This is a genomic window from Rhodococcus sp. BH5 (genome assembly GCF_027583855.1).
Taxonomy (GTDB): domain Bacteria; phylum Actinomycetota; class Actinomycetes; order Mycobacteriales; family Mycobacteriaceae; genus Rhodococcus_F; species Rhodococcus_F qingshengii.
The window spans coordinates 750,699-770,972 of sequence record NZ_JAJHVW010000001.1; the positions used below are offsets into that span (position 1 = coordinate 750,699).

General features: G+C 62.0%; 21 protein-coding genes. 5 read left to right on the forward strand and 16 right to left on the reverse strand.

Annotated elements, in window-relative coordinates; all coding sequences use genetic code 11:
- Nucleotides 1-3: 3 nt before the first annotated feature.
- The 5 genes from RhoBH5_RS03385 to dxr form a co-directional block, all read right to left on the reverse strand.
- Nucleotides 4-1,818 (reverse strand): penicillin-binding transpeptidase domain-containing protein, encoded by a 1,815-nt coding sequence (locus tag RhoBH5_RS03385; protein ID WP_042450801.1) that lies wholly within the window; start codon nt 1,816-1,818, stop codon nt 4-6.
- A gap of 69 nt (nt 1,819-1,887) precedes the next feature.
- The gene (locus tag RhoBH5_RS03390) at nt 1,888-2,724 is read right to left on the reverse strand and encodes a GNAT family N-acetyltransferase (protein WP_003942692.1); all 837 of its coding nucleotides are present in this window, start codon (nt 2,722-2,724) and stop codon (nt 1,888-1,890) included.
- A gap of 111 nt (nt 2,725-2,835) precedes the next feature.
- The gene (gene ispG / locus RhoBH5_RS03395) at nt 2,836-3,993 is read right to left on the reverse strand and encodes a flavodoxin-dependent (E)-4-hydroxy-3-methylbut-2-enyl-diphosphate synthase (protein ID WP_007734888.1); all 1,158 of its coding nucleotides are present in this window, start codon (nt 3,991-3,993) and stop codon (nt 2,836-2,838) included.
- Between the two features lie 87 nt (nt 3,994-4,080).
- Entirely contained in the window at nt 4,081-5,301 is a 1,221-nt protein-coding gene (locus RhoBH5_RS03400; protein WP_270007953.1) for a M50 family metallopeptidase, read from the reverse strand.
- A 7-nt stretch (nt 5,302-5,308) separates the two neighbouring features.
- On the reverse strand, nt 5,309-6,466 hold the full coding sequence (gene dxr / locus RhoBH5_RS03405; protein ID WP_030535659.1) for a 1-deoxy-D-xylulose-5-phosphate reductoisomerase: 1,158 nt from the start codon (nt 6,464-6,466) through the stop codon (nt 5,309-5,311).
- A 120-nt stretch (nt 6,467-6,586) separates the two neighbouring features.
- On the opposite strand from dxr, the gene RhoBH5_RS03410 reads away from it, so the two are divergent.
- On the forward strand, nt 6,587-6,856 hold the full coding sequence (locus RhoBH5_RS03410; RefSeq protein ID WP_003942762.1) for a DUF2631 domain-containing protein: 270 nt from the start codon (nt 6,587-6,589) through the stop codon (nt 6,854-6,856).
- A 78-nt stretch (nt 6,857-6,934) separates the two neighbouring features.
- On the opposite strand, the gene rlmN is transcribed toward RhoBH5_RS03410, so the two are convergent.
- Nucleotides 6,935-8,044: a 23S rRNA (adenine(2503)-C(2))-methyltransferase RlmN gene (gene rlmN / locus RhoBH5_RS03415; RefSeq protein ID WP_003942816.1), complete on the reverse strand. Its 1,110-nt coding sequence runs from the start codon at nt 8,042-8,044 to the stop codon at nt 6,935-6,937.
- 102 nt (nt 8,045-8,146) lie between these two features.
- On the opposite strand from rlmN, the gene RhoBH5_RS03420 reads away from it, so the two are divergent.
- Together RhoBH5_RS03420 and RhoBH5_RS03425 are read left to right on the forward strand one after the other, a co-directional pair.
- Nucleotides 8,147-8,557: a LapA family protein gene (locus RhoBH5_RS03420; protein ID WP_221741945.1), complete on the forward strand. Its 411-nt coding sequence runs from the start codon at nt 8,147-8,149 to the stop codon at nt 8,555-8,557.
- 95 nt (nt 8,558-8,652) lie between these two features.
- A complete protein-coding gene (locus RhoBH5_RS03425) occupies nt 8,653-9,495 on the forward strand; it encodes an HpcH/HpaI aldolase/citrate lyase family protein (RefSeq protein ID WP_073512296.1) in 843 nt (280 codons plus the stop codon).
- A 79-nt stretch (nt 9,496-9,574) separates the two neighbouring features.
- On the opposite strand, the gene RhoBH5_RS03430 is transcribed toward RhoBH5_RS03425, so the two are convergent.
- From RhoBH5_RS03430 to rpsB, 6 genes are all read right to left on the reverse strand, one after another.
- The gene (locus RhoBH5_RS03430) at nt 9,575-10,303 is read right to left on the reverse strand and encodes a class I SAM-dependent methyltransferase (RefSeq protein WP_054827408.1); all 729 of its coding nucleotides are present in this window, start codon (nt 10,301-10,303) and stop codon (nt 9,575-9,577) included.
- 6 nt (nt 10,304-10,309) lie between these two features.
- Nucleotides 10,310-11,206, reverse strand: a complete 897-nt coding sequence (locus RhoBH5_RS03435; RefSeq protein ID WP_003942673.1) for a phosphatidate cytidylyltransferase — start codon at nt 11,204-11,206, stop codon at nt 10,310-10,312.
- Nucleotides 11,207-11,254: 48 nt separating this feature from the next.
- Nucleotides 11,255-11,812, reverse strand: coding sequence for a ribosome recycling factor (gene frr, locus RhoBH5_RS03440; protein ID WP_042924420.1), 558 nt, complete (start codon nt 11,810-11,812; stop codon nt 11,255-11,257).
- A gap of 43 nt (nt 11,813-11,855) precedes the next feature.
- Nucleotides 11,856-12,584 (reverse strand): UMP kinase, encoded by a 729-nt coding sequence (gene pyrH, locus RhoBH5_RS03445; protein ID WP_003942722.1) that lies wholly within the window; start codon nt 12,582-12,584, stop codon nt 11,856-11,858.
- Nucleotides 12,585-12,784: 200 nt separating this feature from the next.
- Complete coding sequence (gene tsf, locus RhoBH5_RS03450) at nt 12,785-13,612, reverse strand: translation elongation factor Ts (protein ID WP_007734877.1); 828 nt, start codon at nt 13,610-13,612, stop codon at nt 12,785-12,787.
- Nucleotides 13,613-13,746: 134 nt separating this feature from the next.
- Nucleotides 13,747-14,604, reverse strand: a complete 858-nt coding sequence (rpsB, locus tag RhoBH5_RS03455) for a 30S ribosomal protein S2 (protein ID WP_003942709.1) — start codon at nt 14,602-14,604, stop codon at nt 13,747-13,749.
- Nucleotides 14,605-14,917: 313 nt separating this feature from the next.
- Here rpsB and RhoBH5_RS03460 point away from each other — a divergent pair, with 313 nt between their 5' ends.
- The gene (locus RhoBH5_RS03460) at nt 14,918-15,412 is read left to right on the forward strand and encodes a M23 family metallopeptidase (protein WP_231783297.1); all 495 of its coding nucleotides are present in this window, start codon (nt 14,918-14,920) and stop codon (nt 15,410-15,412) included.
- A 25-nt stretch (nt 15,413-15,437) separates the two neighbouring features.
- Here RhoBH5_RS03460 and RhoBH5_RS03465 read toward each other — a convergent pair whose 3' ends face one another.
- Together RhoBH5_RS03465 and RhoBH5_RS03470 are read right to left on the reverse strand one after the other, a co-directional pair.
- A complete protein-coding gene (locus RhoBH5_RS03465) occupies nt 15,438-16,547 on the reverse strand; it encodes a MinD/ParA family ATP-binding protein (protein ID WP_003942711.1) in 1,110 nt (369 codons plus the stop codon).
- Between the two features lie 123 nt (nt 16,548-16,670).
- The gene (locus RhoBH5_RS03470; RefSeq protein ID WP_003942767.1) at nt 16,671-17,597 is read right to left on the reverse strand and encodes a tyrosine recombinase XerC; all 927 of its coding nucleotides are present in this window, start codon (nt 17,595-17,597) and stop codon (nt 16,671-16,673) included.
- 84 nt (nt 17,598-17,681) lie between these two features.
- On the opposite strand from RhoBH5_RS03470, the gene RhoBH5_RS03475 reads away from it, so the two are divergent.
- Nucleotides 17,682-18,854, forward strand: a complete 1,173-nt coding sequence (locus tag RhoBH5_RS03475) for a multidrug effflux MFS transporter (protein WP_007734871.1) — start codon at nt 17,682-17,684, stop codon at nt 18,852-18,854.
- Here the strand turns inward: RhoBH5_RS03475 and RhoBH5_RS03480 are convergent.
- Entirely contained in the window at nt 18,851-19,621 is a 771-nt protein-coding gene (locus RhoBH5_RS03480) for a siderophore-interacting protein (protein ID WP_030535667.1), read from the reverse strand. The genes RhoBH5_RS03475 and RhoBH5_RS03480 overlap by 4 nt on opposite strands.
- 293 nt (nt 19,622-19,914) lie before the next feature.
- Entirely contained in the window at nt 19,915-20,274 is a 360-nt protein-coding gene (locus RhoBH5_RS03485; protein WP_003942721.1) for a histone-like nucleoid-structuring protein Lsr2, read from the reverse strand.

The following is a 20,274-nucleotide window of genomic DNA, read 5'->3' on the forward strand; positions in this document are numbered from 1 at the left end:
GGGTCAGTAGCCTTCAGGCAGGGCGGTGAGCATGTCGCGGGTGACTGCGACGGCGTTGTCCGAACTTCCGCCCCGCACAACCAGAGTCGCGAAGGCCAGGTTCCCGCGATAGCCGACGAACCACGCGTGCGATCCCCCTTCGACCTCGGCTTCCCCGGTCTTGCCGTACACCTCACCCTGATCTTCGACGCGTTCTGCAGTACCGCTGGTGACCACGAGTCGCATCATGCCGCGCAGGCCGTCGACCATGGCGGGCGAGATCGCCGGGCGCTCACCGTCGATGGTGGTTTCGCGCCCTGAAATCAGTTGCGGCACCGGAGTCGAACCGTTCGCGACCGTCGCCGCTGCCATCGCCATTCCGAACGGACTGACCACGACCTTTCCCTGACCGAACCCGTCTTCGGTCCGCTGCACCAGGTCCGACGCCGGCGGCACCGAACCGGAATCGATCGGCAATCCCACCACGTTGTAGTCCTGGCCGATGCCGAACTGCGCTGCGGCAGTGGTCAACGTGTCTGGTTGCATCTCGCTGGCCAGCTTGGCGAAGGACGTGTTGCACGAACGCGCGAAGGCCGTTGCCATCGGCACCGTGCCGAGTGAGAACTCGTTGTAGTTGGGGACGCTGCGCTCACCGATCTCGATCCGGCCCGGGCAGGGCACCATCGTGTCGGGGGTCGCCTGACCGGTCGAAATTGCGGCGCCTGCCGTGATGATCTTGAACGTCGAACCGGGCGGGTACTGACCCATCGTCGCGACCGGTCCGTCGCGGTCTGCTGCCTTGTTCTGTGCGACAGCCAGGATCGCCCCACTCGACGGTTCGATGACTACCATCATCGCCTGATCCTTGTTCACGTTCACGGCACGCTGAGCAGCGATCTGAATGTTGCGGTCCAAACTGATACTGAACGACGGAACAGGTTGCGGCGCAGTCTCGGTCAGCACATCGGTGTCGACGCCGTTCTGGTTGACCGTGACGACACTCCAGCCGGCTTTGCCGTCGACCTCGTCGATGATCGTCTTCTTGATCTGCCCGAGAAGGTCGGGCGCGAACTCCGGGTCCGTCGAGACGAGATCCGATTCGTCCGAGACAGAGACTCCCGAGATGGCTCCCAGTTGCGCCGATACCTGGTCGTAGTCGTCACTGCGCAGGCGGGTCACCAGATAGTCGCCCTTGACGGCCGTCGAGGATTCGGCGATCGATTGACCCGTCAGCGAAGAATCGAACCGACCGAGAACACTTGCGAGATTGTTTGCGGAACCAATGATGTCGTTGCTCTTGGAGCGATCGAACTTCACTCGGTAGACAATTCCCGGCACCAGGACATCCGTGCCCGAATGCTCGTTGACCCGCGCTCGCGGCGCCGCGGTTGCCCGCAACGACATCGTCTGCTTGTCACCGAGGCGCGGGTGAACGTCCGTCGAACTCCACCGGACGGACCAGTCGCCGTCCTTGCGTCCCATCTGCAGCTCGCCGTCGTACGTCCACACACGGTCTTTCGGAAGGTGCCACTCGTAGGTGTAGCCGACCGTCGCAGTGTCACCGTTCATCTTCACCGACGTGGTCTCGGCAGTCATCGACTCGGCCTGGAGCGCATCCCAGGTGTCACTCAATACAGGACCCGCGGAATCAGGCCGGTCCGTCAGTTTTGCTGCCTCGTCGATATCCCTGTCACCGAACGCACTCAGGAACTGCTGCGCGACGGGCTCGGGGCCGGCGGGTTTCGGAGTACACGAACTGATCCCCACCGCCAAGAAAATCACGGTGCAGGAGGCCAACAGTTGGGCCGAGCGACTACGAGAGAAATGCCGAGTGTTCATCGAGCCCCATAGTAGGGCGACAAATGCTCCACCCAGCGTAGGCGCGACCATTGCACGCAGCTTGTACGGTCAGTCGAGCAGCACCGTCGAGAAGGTCGCGACCTGTCGGAACCCCACCCGCGAATAGGTCGACCGCGCAATCGTATTGAAGCTGTTGACGTACAGGCTCGCAATGCGACCGGTCGCCATGATCGACTCCGCTACAGCCGCTGTACCGGTCACGCCGAAGCCCTGCCCACGAAATTCCGGGTTGACCCACACACCCTGGATCTGGCCACAGCGAGCAGACATCGAACCGACCTCCGCCTTGAAAACGACCTGGCCGTCCTCGATGTGCGCCCACGCTCGACCAGCGGCGATCAGGCTGGCGACACGGTGCCGGTATCCGCGCCCACCGTCGTTGGCACGCGGGTCGACTCCGACCTCTTCGATGAACATCGCGATCGCGGCAGGCAGATAGATCTCGAGTTCGTCCGAGCGAACCTGCCGGACCAGCGGATCCGACGGACACGCCAACGGCTCGGAAACCGCGAGCAACGGCTGTTCGGGGCGAACCTCCCGCGCAGTTCCCCAATCGAGCTCGAGCATCTCCCACAGCGGCAACGCCAATTCGGCGCGGCCGACCACTGACGAGCACATGCGCGGAATCCGACAGGCACGGTCGGCGAATGCCCGAATGTCATCCGGATCGCCTCGAAGCGGAACCAGATTCGCCCCGGCAAAGCACAGTGAGGACAACGGCCCGCCTCGACTCCACAGCTCGCCGTGAATCATTCGTGGGTCGACGCCGCATTCTTCGACGCGCGCGGCAATCATGCAGGCCGCCACCGGATCGGCGTCGAGTACCCGTCGGACGTCTTCGAGATCTCGACTTCCGACCTGCTTGGCTCCGAGGAGTTTGAGCATCCGTCAACCCCCTCGACTCGACTGCGCGTCCACGAATATCACTACCCGATCATGATGCACTCAGATTGCCACGAACCTGACACCGACGGGGAAGATTCATCCGGCAATCACTCAACTCACGGTAACGACCGGCGCACCCTCCGAAGCGTCACCCTCCATGCTTTCGGCAATTTTCATCGCCTCTTCGATCAACGTCTCGACGATCTGCGCCTCGGGCACCGTCTTGATGACCTTGCCCTTGACGAAGATCTGGCCCTTGCCGTTGCCGGACGCCACACCGAGGTCGGCCTCACGCGCTTCACCCGGTCCGTTCACGACGCAACCCATGACTGCCACGCGCAGCGGAATCTCCATGCCTTCGAGGCCGGCGGAGACCTCGTCGGCAAGCGTGTAGACATCGACCTGTGCACGGCCACACGAGGGGCAAGAGACGATCTCGAGCTTGCGGGGACGCAGGTTCAGAGACTGCAGAATCTGGTTACCGACCTTGATTTCCTCGGCCGGCGGGGCCGAGAGCGAAACCCGGATCGTGTCGCCGATACCCTCCGCGAGCAGCGCACCGAAGGCGACCGCGGACTTGATCGTGCCCTGAAACGCCGGCCCTGCCTCCGTGACGCCGAGGTGCAACGGGTAATCGCATTTGGCGGCGAGTTGGCGGTAAGCCTCGACCATTATCACCGGATCGTTGTGCTTGACGGAGATCTTGATGTCACCGAAGCCGTGCTCTTCGAACAACCCGGCCTCCCACAGCGCGGACTCGACCAACGCTTCGGGCGTCGCCTTGCCGTACTTCTCCATCAACCGAGGATCGAGCGATCCCGCGTTGACACCGATACGGATCGGAATGCCTGCGTCACCGGCAGCCTTGGCCACCTCTTTGACACGGCCGTCGAATTCCTTGATGTTGCCCGGATTGACGCGCACCGCAGCGCATCCCGCATCGATTGCCGCGAAGATGTAGCGCGGCTGGAAGTGGATGTCGGCGATAACCGGGATCTGGCTCTTCTTCGCAATGATCGACAACGCGTCCGCGTCTTCCTGACGCGGGCAGGCGACACGAACGATGTCGCAACCGGACGCGGTCAGTTCCGCGATCTGCTGCAGCGTTGCATTGACGTCGTGCGTCTTCGTGGTGCACATGGACTGCACCGAGATGGGGAAATCGCTGCCCACACCTACCGTGCCGACCTGCAGCTGCCGTGTCTTGCGTCGAGGAGCAAGAATCGCTGCGGGTGCCGAGGGCATTCCCAGTCCGATAGGGATGGTCACGTCTGTGCCTTCTTTCATAGCTTCACTGCAAGTTTAGCCGGGCGATCGCCGCACTACCGCGCGGCAACCGTCACCCTTCTCACACGGTCAGAAGATCTTGATCGGATTGACGATGTCAGCCGTGAGTGTCAGCAACATGAACGCGCCACCGATCACGATGAATACGTAAGTAATCGGAAGGAGTCGCGTGTAGTCGACCGGGCCGCCGGGAATCAAGCCTCGGCGGGCGCGGAACCAATCACGGATCTTCTCGTAGAAGACCACCGCGATGTGACCGCCGTCGAGCGGCAACAGCGGCAGGATGTTGAAAACACCGAGGAAGAAGTTGATCGATGCGAGCAGTCCGACGAACGTCGCCCACTGTGCACGGTCCGCCGCTTCACCGCCGATAACGCTTGCACCGACCACGCTGATCGGTGTGTCCTGGGCGCGTTCGCCGCCTGTCACCGATTCCCACAACGCACCGACCTTTGCCGGCAGATCAGCCATGGCCTTGACCGATTCGACCAGAGTGAAGCCGGTGAAACTCAGGGTGCCCGGAACTGCGCTGAAAGCGTTGAACTGGAGCAGGGGTGGCGACACGGTACCCAGGCTCATTCCGACCGCGCCCACAGTCGCCGAACGCAAATCACCTGTTGCCGGATCCGTCACCCACCGCTGCGCTTGTTCTACGACGACTGGAATCGTTAGATCCTGCCCGTCGCGTTCGACGCTGAGCACTGCAGTACCGGTGACCGGCTGCAATTTGGCCACCACATCGGCCGATGTCGACACCGGTTGCCCATTAACGGCTGTGATCACATCCGACGGCTCCAACCCAGCCCGTTGCGCCGGACCGTCACCGGAGCAGGTCGCCAGAGTTCCGTCTTCGGACTGCGTCGGTGCGACGCACGACAGACTGCCCACCTTCGCCAACGTATCCCCGCTGCGATCCGGCAGGCCCCAGCCGAGAGCCAGCCCGTACAGCAGCGCAAAGCCGAGAATGAAGTTCATCGCGATACCGCCGGACATGACGACGACGCGCTTCCACGCCGCCTTCTTGTACATCGCGTGCGGCTCTTCTTCAGGCGTCATCTCGTCGAGGGCCGTCATGCCCGCGATGTCGCAGAATCCGCCCAGCGGCAGCGCCTTGAGGCCGTACTCGGTCTCACCTCGACGGAACGAGAAGATTTTCGGTCCGAAGCCGATGTAGTAGCGGCGAACCTTCATTCCCAAAGCCTTGGCCGTCCACATGTGACCGGCTTCGTGCAGGGCGATGGACACGCCGATGCCGAGGGCAAACAGCACTACGCCCAGTGCAAAAACCATGAAAGCTCTAGCCCTCCTGCTTCACGAGCTGACGCGCTCGTGTGCGTGCCCAGCCGTCTGCGGCCAGAACGTCGTCCACGGTAACCGGTTCCGCGGACCATTGACCTGCATCGTCGAGAACAGCGGCCACCGTGCGGACGATCGCCGGGAAGGAAAGGACACCGTCGAGGAATGCCTGAGCCGCCACTTCGTTGGCCGCGTTGTAGATCGCGGTGAAGCAACCGCCGGATTTGCCCGCGCTTCGCGCCAGATCGACGGCGGGGAACACCGACGAATCGAGCGGCTCGAATTCCCAGGTGGAGGCGGTGGTGAAGTCGCATGCCGACGCAGCACCTTCGATGCGGTCCGGCCAGCCTAGAGCGAGAGCGATCGGGAGCTTCATGTCCGGCGGGCTTGCCTGCGCCAGCGTCGACCCGTCGAAGAAGGTGACCATGGAATGCACGATCGACTGCGGGTGCACGGTGACGTCGATGCGGTCGTAGTCGATCCCGAACAGCAGGTTCGTCTCGATCAGCTCGAGGCCCTTGTTGACCAGAGTTGCCGAATTGAGGGTGTTCATGGGCCCCATCGACCAGGTGGGGTGCGCTTTTGCCTGAGCTGGATTCACACTTTCGAGATCCTCGGCGCTCCAGCCACGGAACGGCCCACCCGAAGCGGTGAGAACCAACCGGGCCACCTCGTCGCCTGTTCCACCACGTAGGCACTGGGCAAGCGCCGAATGCTCCGAGTCGACCGGCACGATCTGACCGGGGGCGGCGGCTTTCGTCACCAGCGCTCCGCCGGCGACAAGCGATTCCTTGTTCGCCAGCGCCAGGCGCGCTCCCGAGTTCAAAGCCGCCAGTGTCGGTTCGAGTCCCAACGAACCGACGAGCGCATTGAGGACAACATCGGCACCGCTGTCCCGAACCAGTTCTGTCACGGCGCTCGGTCCCGAACGGGCGGTTACCGATTCCAGCGCCGATGCCGCTGCAGGATCGGCGACGGCGACGTCCGTGACGCCGGTTGCACGAATCTGTTCGGCCAACAACTCGACGTTGTTGCCGCCCGCTGCAAGACCGACTACTTCGAAACGGTCGGGGTTGGCAGCGATGACCTCCAGCGCTTGGGTACCGATCGAACCGGTACTGCCGAGGAGGAGGACGCGGGTACGTGTGGTTTCCTGCACTCGCCCATTGTTCCTGATAACACCTGAGAACAACCTTATCGACGCCCAACTACGTACGACAGGCAGTCGTATGTCACCATATTGGGCAGTAGTGCAACCGAATGAGCAGGAGGATCGACCGTGGCCGATACCCAGTTGGACGTCAAGTCCAGCGCCCCCGTCGTGGTCTCGCACGTCGATGAGGCCGAGGTTCCCTCTGCCGCATGGGGGTGGAGTGGTGAAGGACTCAAGTTTTTCCGTTTCCTCGGATGGTTCTTCGCAATATTCCTGCTTCTGATGATGATCGGAAACCATCACGGCAAGGTCGAGGATCTGTGGCTCATCGGCACCGCCGGATTGATGATCTTCATTCTGGTCCGCGACATCGTCATCCGTCGCCGCCCGCGCTAGAAACCTGACAAAGAGAAGGCCTCCACGAACGAAAGTTCGTGGAGGCCTTCTCTTTACGTGTTTCAGGCCTGGAACGTTTCAGTTCTCGGCTGCCAGCTGGCCACAGGCTGCGGCGATTTCCTGACCGCGCGTATCGCGCACCGTGCACGAGACGCCCTGGGCGATGACCCGACGCACGAACTCACGCTCGACGTCCTTGGGGCTCGCGTCCCACTCGCTGCCCGGAGTCGGGTTGAGCGGAATCAGGTTGACGTGCACCAACCCGCCAAGTGCTTTCTTCAGCTTCTTGCCCAGCATGTCCGCGCGCCACGGCTGATCGTTGACGTTCTTGATCATCGCGTACTCGATGGACACACGGCGACCGGTCTTGTCTGCGTAGTACCGGGCAGCCTGAAGTACCTCCGACACTGACCAGCGATTGTTGACCGGGACAAGAGTGTCGCGCAGTTCGTCGTCCGGTGTGTGCAGCGATACCGCCAGCGTGACGCTCAGGCCTTCGTCAGCGAGCTTGCGGATAGCGGGAGCGAGGCCGACGGTCGAGACCGTGACGGACCGCTGAGACAGGCCGAGGCCGTCGGGTGCAGGCGAGGTGATCCGTCGTACCGCTGCCACCACACGCTTGTAGTTCGCCAAAGGCTCGCCCATACCCATGAACACGACGTTCGAGAGGCGTCCGGGGCCGCCGGCGACTTCACCGTCGCGCATGGCGGCCGCTGCCTCGCGAACCTGATCGACGATCTCGGCGGTCGAGAGGTTGCGGTCGAGGCCGCCCTGACCCGTCGCACAGAACGGGCAGGCCATTCCGCAGCCTGCCTGACTCGAGATGCAAAGTGTTGCCCGGTCGGGATAGCGCATCAAGACGCTTTCGAGCAGCGTTCCGTCATGTGCCTTCCACAGGGTCTTGCGAGTGTCGCCCGAATCGCACGCGAGGTGCTTGATCGGGGTCAACAAGGTCGGGAACAGCGACTCCCCCACCTTCTCGCGCACCGATGCGGGGAGATCGGTCATCTTCTCCGGATCGGCTTCCAGCCGCGCGTAGTACTGACGCGCCAGCTGATCGGCCCGGAAAGCCGGAAGGCCGAGCTCTTTCACCGCTTCTTTGCGCTCGGCGGAATCGAGATCGGCGAGGTGCCGTGGAGGCATTCCGCGCTTGGGTGCAGTGAAAACGAGGGGAAGAGAGGCAGCCATAGTTACACCATTGTCCCATTGTTTTGGGGTGCTACCCCACTGCCACCCGATTGTGGCCGGATTACCCGTGCAACTTCGCGCAGGTTGAGTGATGATCATGTCATGTCAACCACACCAGAGGATCCGTCGAATTCCCCCGTGTACGGCCCAGCCGACGGTTTCGGCCCCGATCCGGAACTTCCGAAGGTGGACGAGAACAAGGCAGTGGAAAAACACGATCCGGAACCGACACTGACGCCTGAACCGGTGCCGACCGGAACGTCGGTCACCGACCGAACCAGAGCCGCCACGACCTGGGTTGGCCTGGTCATAGGTGCAATCGTGTTGATCTTACTGCTGGTGTTCATCCTGCAGAACCTCGAGAGCGTCTCCGTCAAGATCCTCGCCTGGCAGATCGACTTTCCGCTCGGAATCACGATCCTGCTTTCCGCCATCGCGGGCGCATTGATCATGGCGTTGGCAGGCGGCGTTCGCATCATTCAGATCCGGCGCGCAGCGAAGCGGCAGATGTGACTGAAATCTAGTTACGCAATTGGGTCGATCGATGGGCCAGCAGGCATCATTGATGTCGTGGAAATCACCGGAAAGGCCCTGATGTGACTACTCACATGGAGAGACCTGTGACCTCGCGAATTGCCCCGCAGCAGGCAAGATCCTGGCTCCTCGTCCCCGCGTCCAAACCGGACACCTTCGACGCCGCACTCGCGAGTGCGGCCGACGCCGTCATTCTCGACCTCGAGGATGCCGTCACCGCACCCGACAAACCAGCTGCCCGCCGCGATGTCGCCGCATTCCTGAGCGAACACAATCACGCCTGGGTTCGGATCAACGACGCCACGACACCGTTCTGGGAAGAGGATCTGGCCGTACTCGCGGGCCTCCCCGGACTCGAGGGTGTCATGCTCGCAAAGACCGAAAGCGGTCAGCAGGCCGACGCCACGGCCGAGCGACTTCCCGACGGCACCAAGATTCTTGCTCTCGTCGAATCCGCGGTGGGACTCGAGGCTGCGCCCGAGATCGCACGCACTGACGGCATCTTCCGTCTCGCATTCGGCAGCGGCGACTTCCGGCGCGACACTGGGATGGACGACTCCCCCACGTCGATGTCGTACCCGCGTTCGCGGCTCACCATCGCCAGCCGCGCGGCACGCATCGCTCCGCCGATCGACGGTCCCACGCTCGGCCCCGATCTGGATCTGCTCGCCCGAGACTGTGCGATCACCTTGTCACTCGGCATGGCCGGCAAACTCTGCATGACCACCGCGCAGACTGCCCCCGTCAACGCAGGACTGAGTCCCTCTGTAGCCGACGCGATCTGGGCTCAGAATGTCATCGACGATCTCGGCGAAGACGGCTCACGCGTGCGCGACGGCAGCGACTTGCCCAAGCTCGCCAAGGCGAAGAAGATTCACAAGCTCGCCACCCTGTTCCACATCCCCACCGATCACTGATTTTTTTACTACTGAATCGGTGCAGAAAACGTCAGGCGCTCAAGTCGGAGCGCCTGACGTTCGTCTTTTGAGCCCGCCTTCACGCAAGTTCGAGTGATCGTGGTTTGGACCGAACATGGATCCGGTATCGCACCGTGAAGCCCAATCCCGTTACTTGCGAGAACGCACGCTCGGCAGTCTTCTCGGTGAACTCGATTCCGAGTACCCGCCGCATATCGTCTCGATTCTCGAACTCCCACCGGGTCTCGACGCGCGTGAGCGAGAATCCTTGAGCCTCGAAGAACGCTTCGACCGCCGCGGGATCGTATTTGGGCAGATCCGCCCTCATCCACTCCCCGTACGGGCCGGCGCTCACATCGAGATCCACGATCAGCAAGACTCCCCCGGGCCTCAGGATGCGCATGGCCTCACGAATTCCCGGGCCGCAGCCTTTTCCGAAGAAGTACGCCGTACGGGCATGAACGAGATCGACTGAAGCATCCACCAGACCCGTGGACTCTGCTGAACCCTGGACTACGTCGATCGACGCCGAATCGCGGGTTCGTTCCCGCGCGGCCCTCACCAGCGGTGCGTGCGGCTCCACTCCGACAACACGACGGGCAGTACGAGCGAACTCCGGTAGATGGAACCCCGCCCCACAGCCGACATCGACGACATCGCGTCCAGACCAGTCGACCTGGGCTCGCATCGCGGCCCAGAGGGAACCGTCGACGTCCTGCGCACGGTTCTCGATTTCGTACACGTCCGGCCAATGCCAGATGTTCGGACTGGGGATCGGCTTGGAACGGCCTGAGAAGAAATCACGCACGAGAAATCAGACGAGTGCGTACAGAATCAGCCAGGTGACAAATGCCGACGGCAGGAGTGAATCCAGGCGGTCCATGATTCCGCCGTGGCCGGGAAGCAAGGTTCCCATGTCCTTGATGCCGAGTTCACGCTTGATCTGCGATTCGATCAGGTCGCCGACCGTCGCGACTACCACCAGGACGACACCGAGCAGGACGCCGATCATCGAATTCGCGTCGAGTATCAACGTCACCGAAAGCAGACTGCCGATGACGCAGAAAATGAGGGAGCCGACGAATCCTTCCCAGGACTTCTTCGGGCTCACAGCCGGCACCATCGGGTGCTTCCCGAACAGCACTCCAGCCGCGTAGCCGCCGATGTCGGAGCACACGACACCGATCATCAGGACGAAGACGCGACCGGGGCCGTCGTCTTCGAGCACCATCAACGCACCGAATGACGCCAACAGCGGGATCCACGCCAGAACGAACACCGTGATGGATGTGTCTCTCAGGAAGTTCTTCGGGGTCGCCTTGAGGCCGTGGTCGAACAACCGCCACACCATGCATACCAGGACGGTCGCGGTGAATCCGCTGAGCACCCCGACCGGTCCCCACGGCCAGCCGAGCCAGATCGTGGCTTGCCCGCCGACGAGAAGCGGAATTCGCGGCACCTCGATGTCGGCTTCACGAAGCCGCGTGGTGACCTCCCACGTCGCGATGAACATCGCGATCGCAACGACGGCGATCCATCCGGGGGGCAGGAAGATCAAAGTGCCGATGACCAAGGCGCCGAGGCCAGCTCCGACGCCGATGGCGGCAGGTAGGTTCCTGCCCGCCTTCGACTTCGGCGGTTGCGCGCCCTCAGCGCCGCCCGTAGGCCCGTCCGTGACGGGACCACCGGCGGTTCCCTCTTGTGCGTGCACCCAAACTCCCTGATCTACTCCCGACGACAAACACTGCAAATGAGGAGGCTATACCTCCATCAACTCTGCTTCCTTGTGCTTGACGAGTTCCTCGACCGTGTGCACGTACTTCGCCGTGGTCTTGTCGAGTTCTTTCTCTGCGCGACCGACCTCGTCCTCGCCGGCTTCACCGTCCTTCTGGATCCGGCTGAGTTCGTCCATCGCCTTGCGGCGGATGTTGCGCAGCGTGACCTTCGAATCCTCGCCCTTGGACTTGGCCTGCTTCACCAGTTCACGTCGACGCTCTTCCGTGAGCTGCGGAACCGAAATGCGGATGATGCTGCCGTCGTTGGACGGATTCACACCGAGATCCGAGTTGCGGATCGCCGTCTCGATCGCGTTGAGCTGCGAAGCCTCGTACGGCTTGACGATGACCATGCGGGCCTCGGGGACGTTGATGCTCGCGAGCTGCGTGATCGGCGTGATCGAACCGTAGTAGTCGATCACGATGCGCGAGAACATACCGGGGTTCGCGCGTCCGGTGCGAACCGAGCCGAGATCGTCCTTGGCTACCGTGACAGCCTTTTCCATCTTCTCTTCTGCCTCGAAGAGCGCTTCATCGATCACGGCTGTTCCTCCATGTTGTTCTGCATCATTTTTTGGGTGTCACTCACGACTTGATCAGGGTGCCGATCTTCTCACCGGACACCGCGCGAGCGATGTTTCCTTCGGTGAGGAGGTTGAACACCATCATCGGCATCGAGTTGTCCATGCACAGGCTGAATGCCGTCGCGTCCGCGACCTTGAGCTCACGTTCGATGACCTCACGGTGCGTGATCTGTTCGTACATCGTCGCGTCCGGGTCGAGACGCGGGTCGGCCGAGTAGACGCCGTCGACAGCCTTGGCCATCAGCACTACCTCGGCACCGATCTCCAGCGCGCGCTGCGCAGCAGTGGTGTCAGTCGAGAAGTAGGGCATACCCATCCCGGCACCGAAAATGACTACGCGCCCCTTCTCGAGGTGCCTGCGTGCGCGAAGGGGGAGGTACGGCTCGGCGACCTGGCCCATGGTGATGGCCGTCTGCACGCGAGAATCGACGCCCGCCTTCTCCAGGAAATCCTGCAGAGCGAGGCAGTTCATGACGGTGCCTAGCATGCCCATGTAGTCGGAGCGCGCGCGATCGAGGCCACGCTGCTGCAGTTCCGCTCCGCGGAAGAAGTTTCCGCCGCCGATGACCACTGCAACCTGTACGCCCGATCGAACGACCTCTGCGATCTGCTCAGCCACCTTGGTGACCACGTCGGGATCGAGACCGACTTTGCCGCCTCCGAACATTTCGCCGCCGAGTTTGAGCAGGACCCGCTTGAATCCTGGACGTTCGTTGGCTGGTTCGGACATTGTTCTCCTCAGTTCGATACAAGACCTTGTAGGTCCTTCATTCTTCTTCTGCCGCCGAATCGGACACCGCGGCATAGGAAAGCCCCCGGGACTCGTCCCGAGGCACTCTCATCCTGCCTCATCGGAGGCCCCAGGTACACGTAGACCCCGCCGGTAGAGCAAATGCTCTTCAGGCGGGGTCCATGTGTGCGGGCTCCGAATTAAGCGGAGGCGCCGACCTCGAAACGCACGAAGCGCTTGATGGTCACGCCTGCCTCGTCGAGGATCGCCTTGACGGTCTTCTTGGAGTCCGTGACCGAAGACTGCTCGGTCAGAACGACGTCCTTGAAGTAACCGTTGACGCGGCCTTCGATGATCTTCGGCAGTGCCTGCTCGGGCTTGCCTTCTGCGCGGGCGGTCTCTTCGGCGATGTGACGCTCGGAAGCGACGATCTCCTCGGGAACCTCGTCACGCGTGACGTACTTCGCCTTGAGTGCTGCGACCTGCATTGCAGCGCCGCGAGCGGCCTCAGCAGCAGCATCGCCTTCACCGGTGTACTCGACGAGAACGCCGACAGCGGGCGGCAAGTCGGAGCTGCGCTTGTGCAGGTAAACGGCAACGGGGCCGTCGAAGGAAGCGACGCGGCTCAGTTCGAGCTTCTCACCGATCTTCGCGGACTGCTCCGCAATGACGGTGTCGATGGTCTTGCCGTCGAGCTCGAGCGCCTTGAGAGCGTCGAGGTCAGCAGGCTTACCAGCAGCAGCGACGGTCACGATCTCGTCGGCCAGCTTGATGAACTCGTCGTTCTTGGCGACGAAGTCGGTCTCGCAGTTGATCTCGATCATGACGCCGTCCTTGGCGACGACGAGACCCTCAGCGGTGGTGCGCTCTGCGCGCTTTCCGACATCCTTCGCGCCCTTGATGCGCAGCTGCTCGACGGCCTTGTCGAAATCGCCGTCTGCATCTGCGAGTGCGTTCTTACATGCCATCATTCCGGAGCCGGTGAGCTCACGGAGCCGCTTGACGTCAGCGGCGGTGTAGTTCGCCATGATTAGCGAGCCTCCTCATGTGTCTGTTTCGGACCTAGGACTAACGGTGAAGCACGGCCTGACGGTGGTGCTCGGGCCTAACGGTGAAACGGCCCTGACCAAAAGAACTCTTGGTCAGGGCCGGTTTCAACGAATCAGGCCTCGGTGGCCGGTGCCTCTGCGGCGGGGGCTGCCTCAGCCTCTGCAGCCGGAGCTGCCTCAGCCTCTGCGGCCGGAGCTGCCTGCGAGAGCAGTTCCTGCTCCCACTCGGCGAGGGGCTCGCCTGCGCCGGCTTCGGGCTTCGCGTCCTTGTCGGCGCTCAGTCCTGCACGTGCCTGCACACCTTCGGCAACCGCGGAAGCGACAACCTTGGTCAGCAGTGCTGCGGAACGGATGGCGTCGTCGTTGCCCGGGATCGGGTAGTCGACGAGGTCGGGGTCGCAGTTGGTGTCCAGGATCGCGATGACCGGGATGTTCAGCTTGCGAGCCTCGGCAACTGCCAGGTGCTCCTTGTTGGTGTCGACGATCCACACCGCGGAAGGAACCTTGGCCATGTCGCGGATACCACCGAGGGTGCGATCCAGCTTGGTCATCTCACGCGTGAGCATGAGGATTTCCTTCTTGGTGCGACCTTCGAATCCACCGGTCTGCTCCATTGCCTCGAGCTCCTTGAGGCGAAGCAGACGCTTGTGAACGGTGGTGAAGTTGGTGAGCATGCCGCCGAGCCAACGCTGGTTGACGTAGGGCATTCCGACGCGAGTCGCTTCGGAAGCGATGGACTCCTGCGCCTGCTTCTTGGTACCGACGAAGAGAACGGTGCCGCCGTGGGCAACGGTCTCCTTGACGAACTCGTACGCCTTGTCGATGTACGTCAGCGTCTGCTGGAGGTCGATGATGTAGATGCCGTTGCGGTCGGTCAAGATGAATCGCTTCATCTTCGGGTTCCAGCGACGGGTCTGATGTCCGAAGTGGGTTCCACTATCGAGCATCTGCTTCATGGTTACGACAGCCATGGCTGTGTACCTCAAACTTTCAATCCGGTTGATGCAGGCGATCGGGTGATCCCTGCCCTGGCACCCGCACGGCCGTCGGACCTGTTTCGTGAGAACCAGGACCAGCCGAGGCCGGAAAACGTGCGCGGGCGCGCGAAGTCGGACTGTGCGAGCACAGACCGCTCGACAAGTGTACGTCCTCGTCCCCCGATGCCATAACCACCCCGGAAGCAACAGACCGAACCGGCGGTTGTGGATCGGCGGCTACCTTGTGGATTACCCGTCTGATCTGCATTGAAGCGTGCGCTACTCCACGCAAGATCAAGGAATGACGATGTTGCACGGAGCTCGACGAGGCGTGGTCTTTGCCGTGATCTCCTGCTGTGTCGCCGTAGGCACGGCGTCAGCAGACACGCGATTCGACTGGCCGCTCGCTCCTCGGCCGCACGTGGAACGGGCTTTCGACAAACCGGCTGAGAACTGGCTGCCGGGTCATCGCGGGGTCGATCTCGGCGGCAGTGCCGGCCAATCCGTCCTCGCGGCCGGCGACGGCATCGTGGTGTTCGCGGGAGTGGTCGCCGGAAAGCCGACGGTGTCGATAGATCATTCCGGCGGCCTACGCACGACCTACGAACCCGTCACCGCAGTCGTTCGCACAGGTGAACGCGTCGCAGACAGGTCCGTGATCGGAACCCTCGAAACCGGGCACGAAGGGTGCGCTGTCGAAGCATGTTTGCACTGGGGCTTGCGCAGAGGACGCGAGTATCTCGATCCACTCGGACTGGTTCGGTCGCAACCGCTCAGGCTCAAGCCATTGAAAGGAGGCTGATCGGTCGCAGAAATCGGTCGCAGAATCAGTGCCACTCGGAAACGGCGTGCCGACCCACAGCGTCCGCGAAGTCGTCGGCCACCATCGCTGCCAGTTCCATGAACGCTCGTCTGGTGGCCGGTCGCATCAATTCGAGGTCCATCACCGACCCCTCCGCGAGATGCTCGTCGAAAGGAATGACCTCGACGGCGCGGCATCGACGCATGAAATAGTCCACCAACGCGTCCATGTCGATGACGCTCGACCCGGGTCTGGCGGCGCTGATGACGACGACGGTCCGCTCGACCAGATGGCCGTATCCGTGCAACTGAAGCCAATCGAGCGTTGCCGCTGCACTGCGCGCTCCGTCGATTGCCGGCGAACTGACGAGAACCAACGAATTGGCAAGATCCAGAACGCCGTTCATCGCCGAGTGCATGATCCCGGTACCGCAATCAGTGAGGATGATGTTGTAGTAGACCTGCAAGATGTCGATGACCTGGCGATAGTCGGCCTCGCTGAATGCCTCCGAAATCGCCGGATCCTGCTCACTCGCCAGCACCTCGAGACGACTCGACGACTGGGATGTGTGCACTCGAACGTCCGAATAGCTCTTTATGTCCGGTCTAGCAGCAATCAGATCGCGCACTGTCGAATTGGTCTGCAGCGGAACACGTTGTGCCAAAGTCCCGAAATCGGGATTGGCGTCAACCGCCACGACGCAGTCACCACGCAGCGAAGCAAACGTCGCACCGAGTCCGACCGTGACCGTCGTCTTGCCCACGCCGCCTTTGAGCGAGAGCAGAGCGACTCGGTAGTCGTTGCGGATCGGCTGCTCGATTCGGGCGGCCAGTGCACGGTTGCGCTGTTCGTTGGTCGAATCCCCCAGATTGACCACACCTCCGGTCGCACGATGCAATCCCCTACGCCAGCCGCCACGCGGCGTCCGTTTCGGGCGTTTCAGTAAAGCTTCGGCAACCAGATCCTGGTTTGTCACCTGCTGTTGGCTCGACGGTGGCGGTGGCGTGGACCAGACCTCTTGCAGTCGCGCCACAGGCTCCGGCGTCGGCGCCGGCTCGGGAGCCGGTTGCGGCGATTCGGACAGCCAGGCTGGTTGGCCGCTGTTCGGCAGGTGCTTCACATCTTGGCGGTTCACGAATCCCCCGGATATCGCATGTAATCGAGTGTCTCGATACGACGATCGAACTTTGCCGATTGTTCACTCTTCTGAGCTGCGACGCTACCAAATACCAGCCGAGAACTCGCGTCGCTCCACAAATCAGGCGCGCGGATGGGCCTGATCGTGGACGGATCGAAGCCGTTCGACCGACACGTGCGTGTACAGCTGAGTGGTCGCCAAACTCGCATGACCGAGGAGTTCTTGGACCACACGAAGGTCCGCACCACCCTCCAGCAAATGTGTCGCAGCCGAGTGCCGAAGCCCGTGCGGACCCATGTCGGGAGCCCCTGGAATTGCAGCCATGGTTTCGTGGACCACCGAACGCGCCTGACGCTGATCGAGCCGGCCGCCTCGAACTCCGAGGAGCAACGCTCGCCCGGACCGATCCGAACACAGCGCGGGTCGTCCGTGCTCCAGCCAGCCGTTCAGTGCCGATTCTGCGGGCAGGCCGTATGGCACCGACCGCTCCTTGTTCCCCTTGCCGAGAACACGAAGCAATCGTCGATCGGCATCGACCGACTCGACGTCCAGTCCACACAACTCGCCGACGCGAATTCCGGTGGAGTACAACAATTCCACGATGAGTCGGTCTCGCAGGGCGAGCGGCTCTTGTTGCTGCGCACCGCTTTCCGCCGCATCCATTGCGTCGAGGGCCTGGCTCTGACGCAGCACCGTCGGCAGCGTCCGGCGAGCTGGTGGAGCCGCCAGACGTGTGCCCGGGTCGACGGAAATGCGTCCGGTCTGCGCGAGCCACGCAGTGAACCCACGCGCCGAAGAAGCCCGTCGAGCTACCGTCGTACGGGCTGTTCCTACGGCATTCTGGGCGGCCAACCACGAACGCATGACACTTAGGTCGAGGCGGTCGAGATCTGCATTCTCCGAACCCGCGGAGAAATGGGTCAGCAATGCCCGCGCGTCACCGACGTAGGCGCGGATCGTGTGTTCCGACCGGCCTCGGCTCAGTCGGAGGTGCTCGGCATACGCATCGAGGTGAACGCTCAAGCTCGCCGGCAATGCGTCAGTCATGAACACACGCTCGCTCGCCGCGATTGAAACTGCAAGCTCCCTCGCCGATAGGGTTGATCGGTGAATCGAGCAATTCCTCTGAAGATGTTGTGCGTACTGGCACTGATTTCCGCAATCGCTCCACTGTCCATCGACATGTACCTGCCCGGCCTACCGTTGATGGCGGATGCACTCGACACTACTGCGGCCAGCGTTCAGCTCACGCTGACCACCTTCATGGCAGGCCTCGGAATCGGCCAGCTGATCATCGGTCCGATCTCCGACGGACTTGGCAGGCGACGAATACTGCTGGCCGCGACAATCATCACGGCACTGAGCGGCGCGGCATGCGCGGTGGCGCCGAACATCGAGTTTCTCATCGGTGCACGACTCGTCCAGGGCTTGAGTGGAGGCGCTGCCATCGTTCTTGCCCGCGCTTGTATTGCCGACCGAGCGCGCGGCGACGACGCAGCGAAGCTCTTCAGCATCATGATGATCATCGGCGGTATCGCTCCCGTCGTCGCGCCACTGATCGGCGGCGCACTTCTCGGCCCCGTCGGATGGCGCGGAATCTTCTGGGTCCTGGCTGTCGCGGGCGCCGTGATGGTGGCTGGTGTCGTTTTGCTCGTTCCCGAGACACTTCCGCCCGAGCGACGCCACGGCGGCGGATTGAAGGCCCTGATCTCGAATCTGCGATACGTGGTCCGCAATCGGCACTACCTCGGATATGCGCTCGCATTCGTCTTCGGATTCGGCGCCTTGTTCGCGTACATCTCCGCGTCACCGTTCGTCGTTCAGAACGTTCTCGGGCTGAGTCCGTCACAATTCTCGATCGCGTTCGCAGTGAACGCCACCGGAATGGTCACGGCAGCGATGATCACCACTCGCCTGCTCGGTCGCGTCGGAGCACGCACGCTGCTGCGTTTCGGGGTGTGCCTACTCCTCATGGGCGGCGCCGTATTGTTCTGCACCAGCGTGGTTTTCAGTTCCACGAATACCTGGTTGATCTTGGTCCCACTGTTCGTGGCAATTTCGAGCATCGGGTTCATCATGGGCAATGCGACCGCTCTCGCCCAAGGAGAGGTCACCAACGCGGCCGGGACCGGTTCAGCGCTGATGGGAGCGGGCCAGTTCGGCTTGGCGGCGCTGGTTTCGCCGTTGGTGGGAATTGCGGGAGAAGACACGGCAGTTCCGATGGCAATCGCAATTCCCACCTTCGGAGTTCTCGCGGCCGTTGCGCTCGTGTTGCTGACTCGCGGCACGGCCGCCGCGAGTTAGTTTTCGGCCGCGGCGAGTTCGGACTTCCAGACCCGGAAGCCCTCTTCGGTGCGACCACGACGCCAATAGCCGGAAATAGAAGCAGCCGACGCCGGGACATTTCGTTCCTTGCGAATGTACGGTCGGAGGTTGTGCATGACGGCTTGTGCTTCACCGTGAATGAACACGTGCGGTTCGCCCGGCAACCATTCGAGTGCCTTGACCGCGGCGACAACCGGAGCGTTGTCGCCCGCTAATTCTTCGCCGACCGCATCGGACGATGCCCCGCGATGTAGCCAGGTCACGGCAATACCTTCTGGGGCATCGAGCGCGATTTCGTCTTCCGGTCCCCCGACTTCGACAACGGCGTAGCCGACCGCATTCGGCGCCAATCGCGCTATCGACGCGGAAATAGCGGGTATTGCGGTCTCGTCTCCGACGAAGAGATACCAATCAGCGGTTGGTGACGGCAAAAACGCGCCACCAGGTCCCCGCAGAGTAATCTCAGCGCCCGGCTGAACTGACGCGGCCCACGGACCTGCGACACCCATGTCGCCGTGGACGACAAAATCGATTGCAATCTCTTTGGCATCAAGATCGTACGAACGAATCGTGTAGGTGCGCAGTGTCGGCTGATCAGGAGTGCCGAATTCGATCTTTACATAGGAATCGCTGTATTCGCTGGGAGTGAACGACTCGAAGCCTGGTCCCCCGAGAAACACTCGTACCATATGGGGGGTCAATTGTTCGGTCCGCAGAACCGTCAATGCAGTTGTCGGCTTGGCCACAGAAAGATCCTTCCGAAAGTTAGTGTTACCTAACTAATGTACACGACAATTGCAGCACGAGGGCGAAATACCTCGCCGACGACTCCACACAGCGCTCTGTCGACCTTTGTACAGAGCGAAAGAAACCGACCAATCTGCTGGGTAAATTCGGTGCTGTTTAGACGAATTATTTGATCTGCTTCACACGGACGACCTGTCGGACAAAGCTGTCCGAGAACTCGGCAAAGCAACAGTAAAATACACCTCTGGCTCCCGGCGAGTTCGCCGAGAGCCAGAGGTGTATTTAATTCAATCTAGTGTGCAGCGTCGAAAGCGTCGATGATTTCCGCTTTGATACGCCCACGCGGAGCAACTTCGTAACCGTTCTTACCTGCCCAGTCACGGATGGCCTGGAGCGTCTCCTTGGAGCGTCCGGAACCTGATGTGGCCTGCGGAGATGCAGCCTGAGCCTTCTTGCCGCGCTTCCCGCTCACCTTCGCAGCAGCCTCGACGAACGGCTTCACCGCAGCGTCGAACTTCTCTGCATTGGTGGCGCGCAGATCGATCACGTAATCCGTTCCCTGGTAAGAGAACTCAATTCGATCACCGAATCCATCGTCAATCGGCTTACCATCAAGGTCGTCGATGAGTTGCCGAATCAGCTTCTCAGCCAT

Bases quoted from the DNA above. Each gene is read 5' to 3' on its own strand.
- RhoBH5_RS03385 (WP_042450801.1), bottom strand. From the start codon at position 1,818: ATGAACACTCGGCATTTCTCTCGTAGTCGCTCGGCCCAACTGTTGGCC.
- RhoBH5_RS03390 (WP_003942692.1), bottom strand. From the start codon at position 2,724: ATGCTCAAACTCCTCGGAGCCAAGCAGGTCGGAAGTCGAGATCTCGAA.
- RhoBH5_RS03400 (WP_270007953.1), bottom strand. From the start codon at position 5,301: ATGGTTTTTGCACTGGGCGTAGTGCTGTTTGCCCTCGGCATCGGCGTG.
- rlmN (WP_003942816.1), bottom strand. From the start codon at position 8,044: ATGGCTGCCTCTCTTCCCCTCGTTTTCACTGCACCCAAGCGCGGAATG.
- RhoBH5_RS03420 (WP_221741945.1), top strand. From the start codon at position 8,147: ATGTCAACCACACCAGAGGATCCGTCGAATTCCCCCGTGTACGGCCCA.
- RhoBH5_RS03425 (WP_073512296.1), top strand. From the start codon at position 8,653: ATGGAGAGACCTGTGACCTCGCGAATTGCCCCGCAGCAGGCAAGATCC.
- pyrH (WP_003942722.1), bottom strand. From the start codon at position 12,584: ATGTCCGAACCAGCCAACGAACGTCCAGGATTCAAGCGGGTCCTGCTC.
- tsf (WP_007734877.1), bottom strand. From the start codon at position 13,612: ATGGCGAACTACACCGCCGCTGACGTCAAGCGGCTCCGTGAGCTCACC.
- rpsB (WP_003942709.1), bottom strand. From the start codon at position 14,604: ATGGCTGTCGTAACCATGAAGCAGATGCTCGATAGTGGAACCCACTTC.
- RhoBH5_RS03460 (WP_231783297.1), top strand. From the start codon at position 14,918: ATGTTGCACGGAGCTCGACGAGGCGTGGTCTTTGCCGTGATCTCCTGC.
- RhoBH5_RS03470 (WP_003942767.1), bottom strand. From the start codon at position 17,597: ATGACTGACGCATTGCCGGCGAGCTTGAGCGTTCACCTCGATGCGTAT.
- RhoBH5_RS03475 (WP_007734871.1), top strand. From the start codon at position 17,682: ATGTTGTGCGTACTGGCACTGATTTCCGCAATCGCTCCACTGTCCATC.
- RhoBH5_RS03485 (WP_003942721.1), bottom strand. From the start codon at position 20,274: ATGGCTGAGAAGCTGATTCGGCAACTCATCGACGACCTTGATGGTAAG.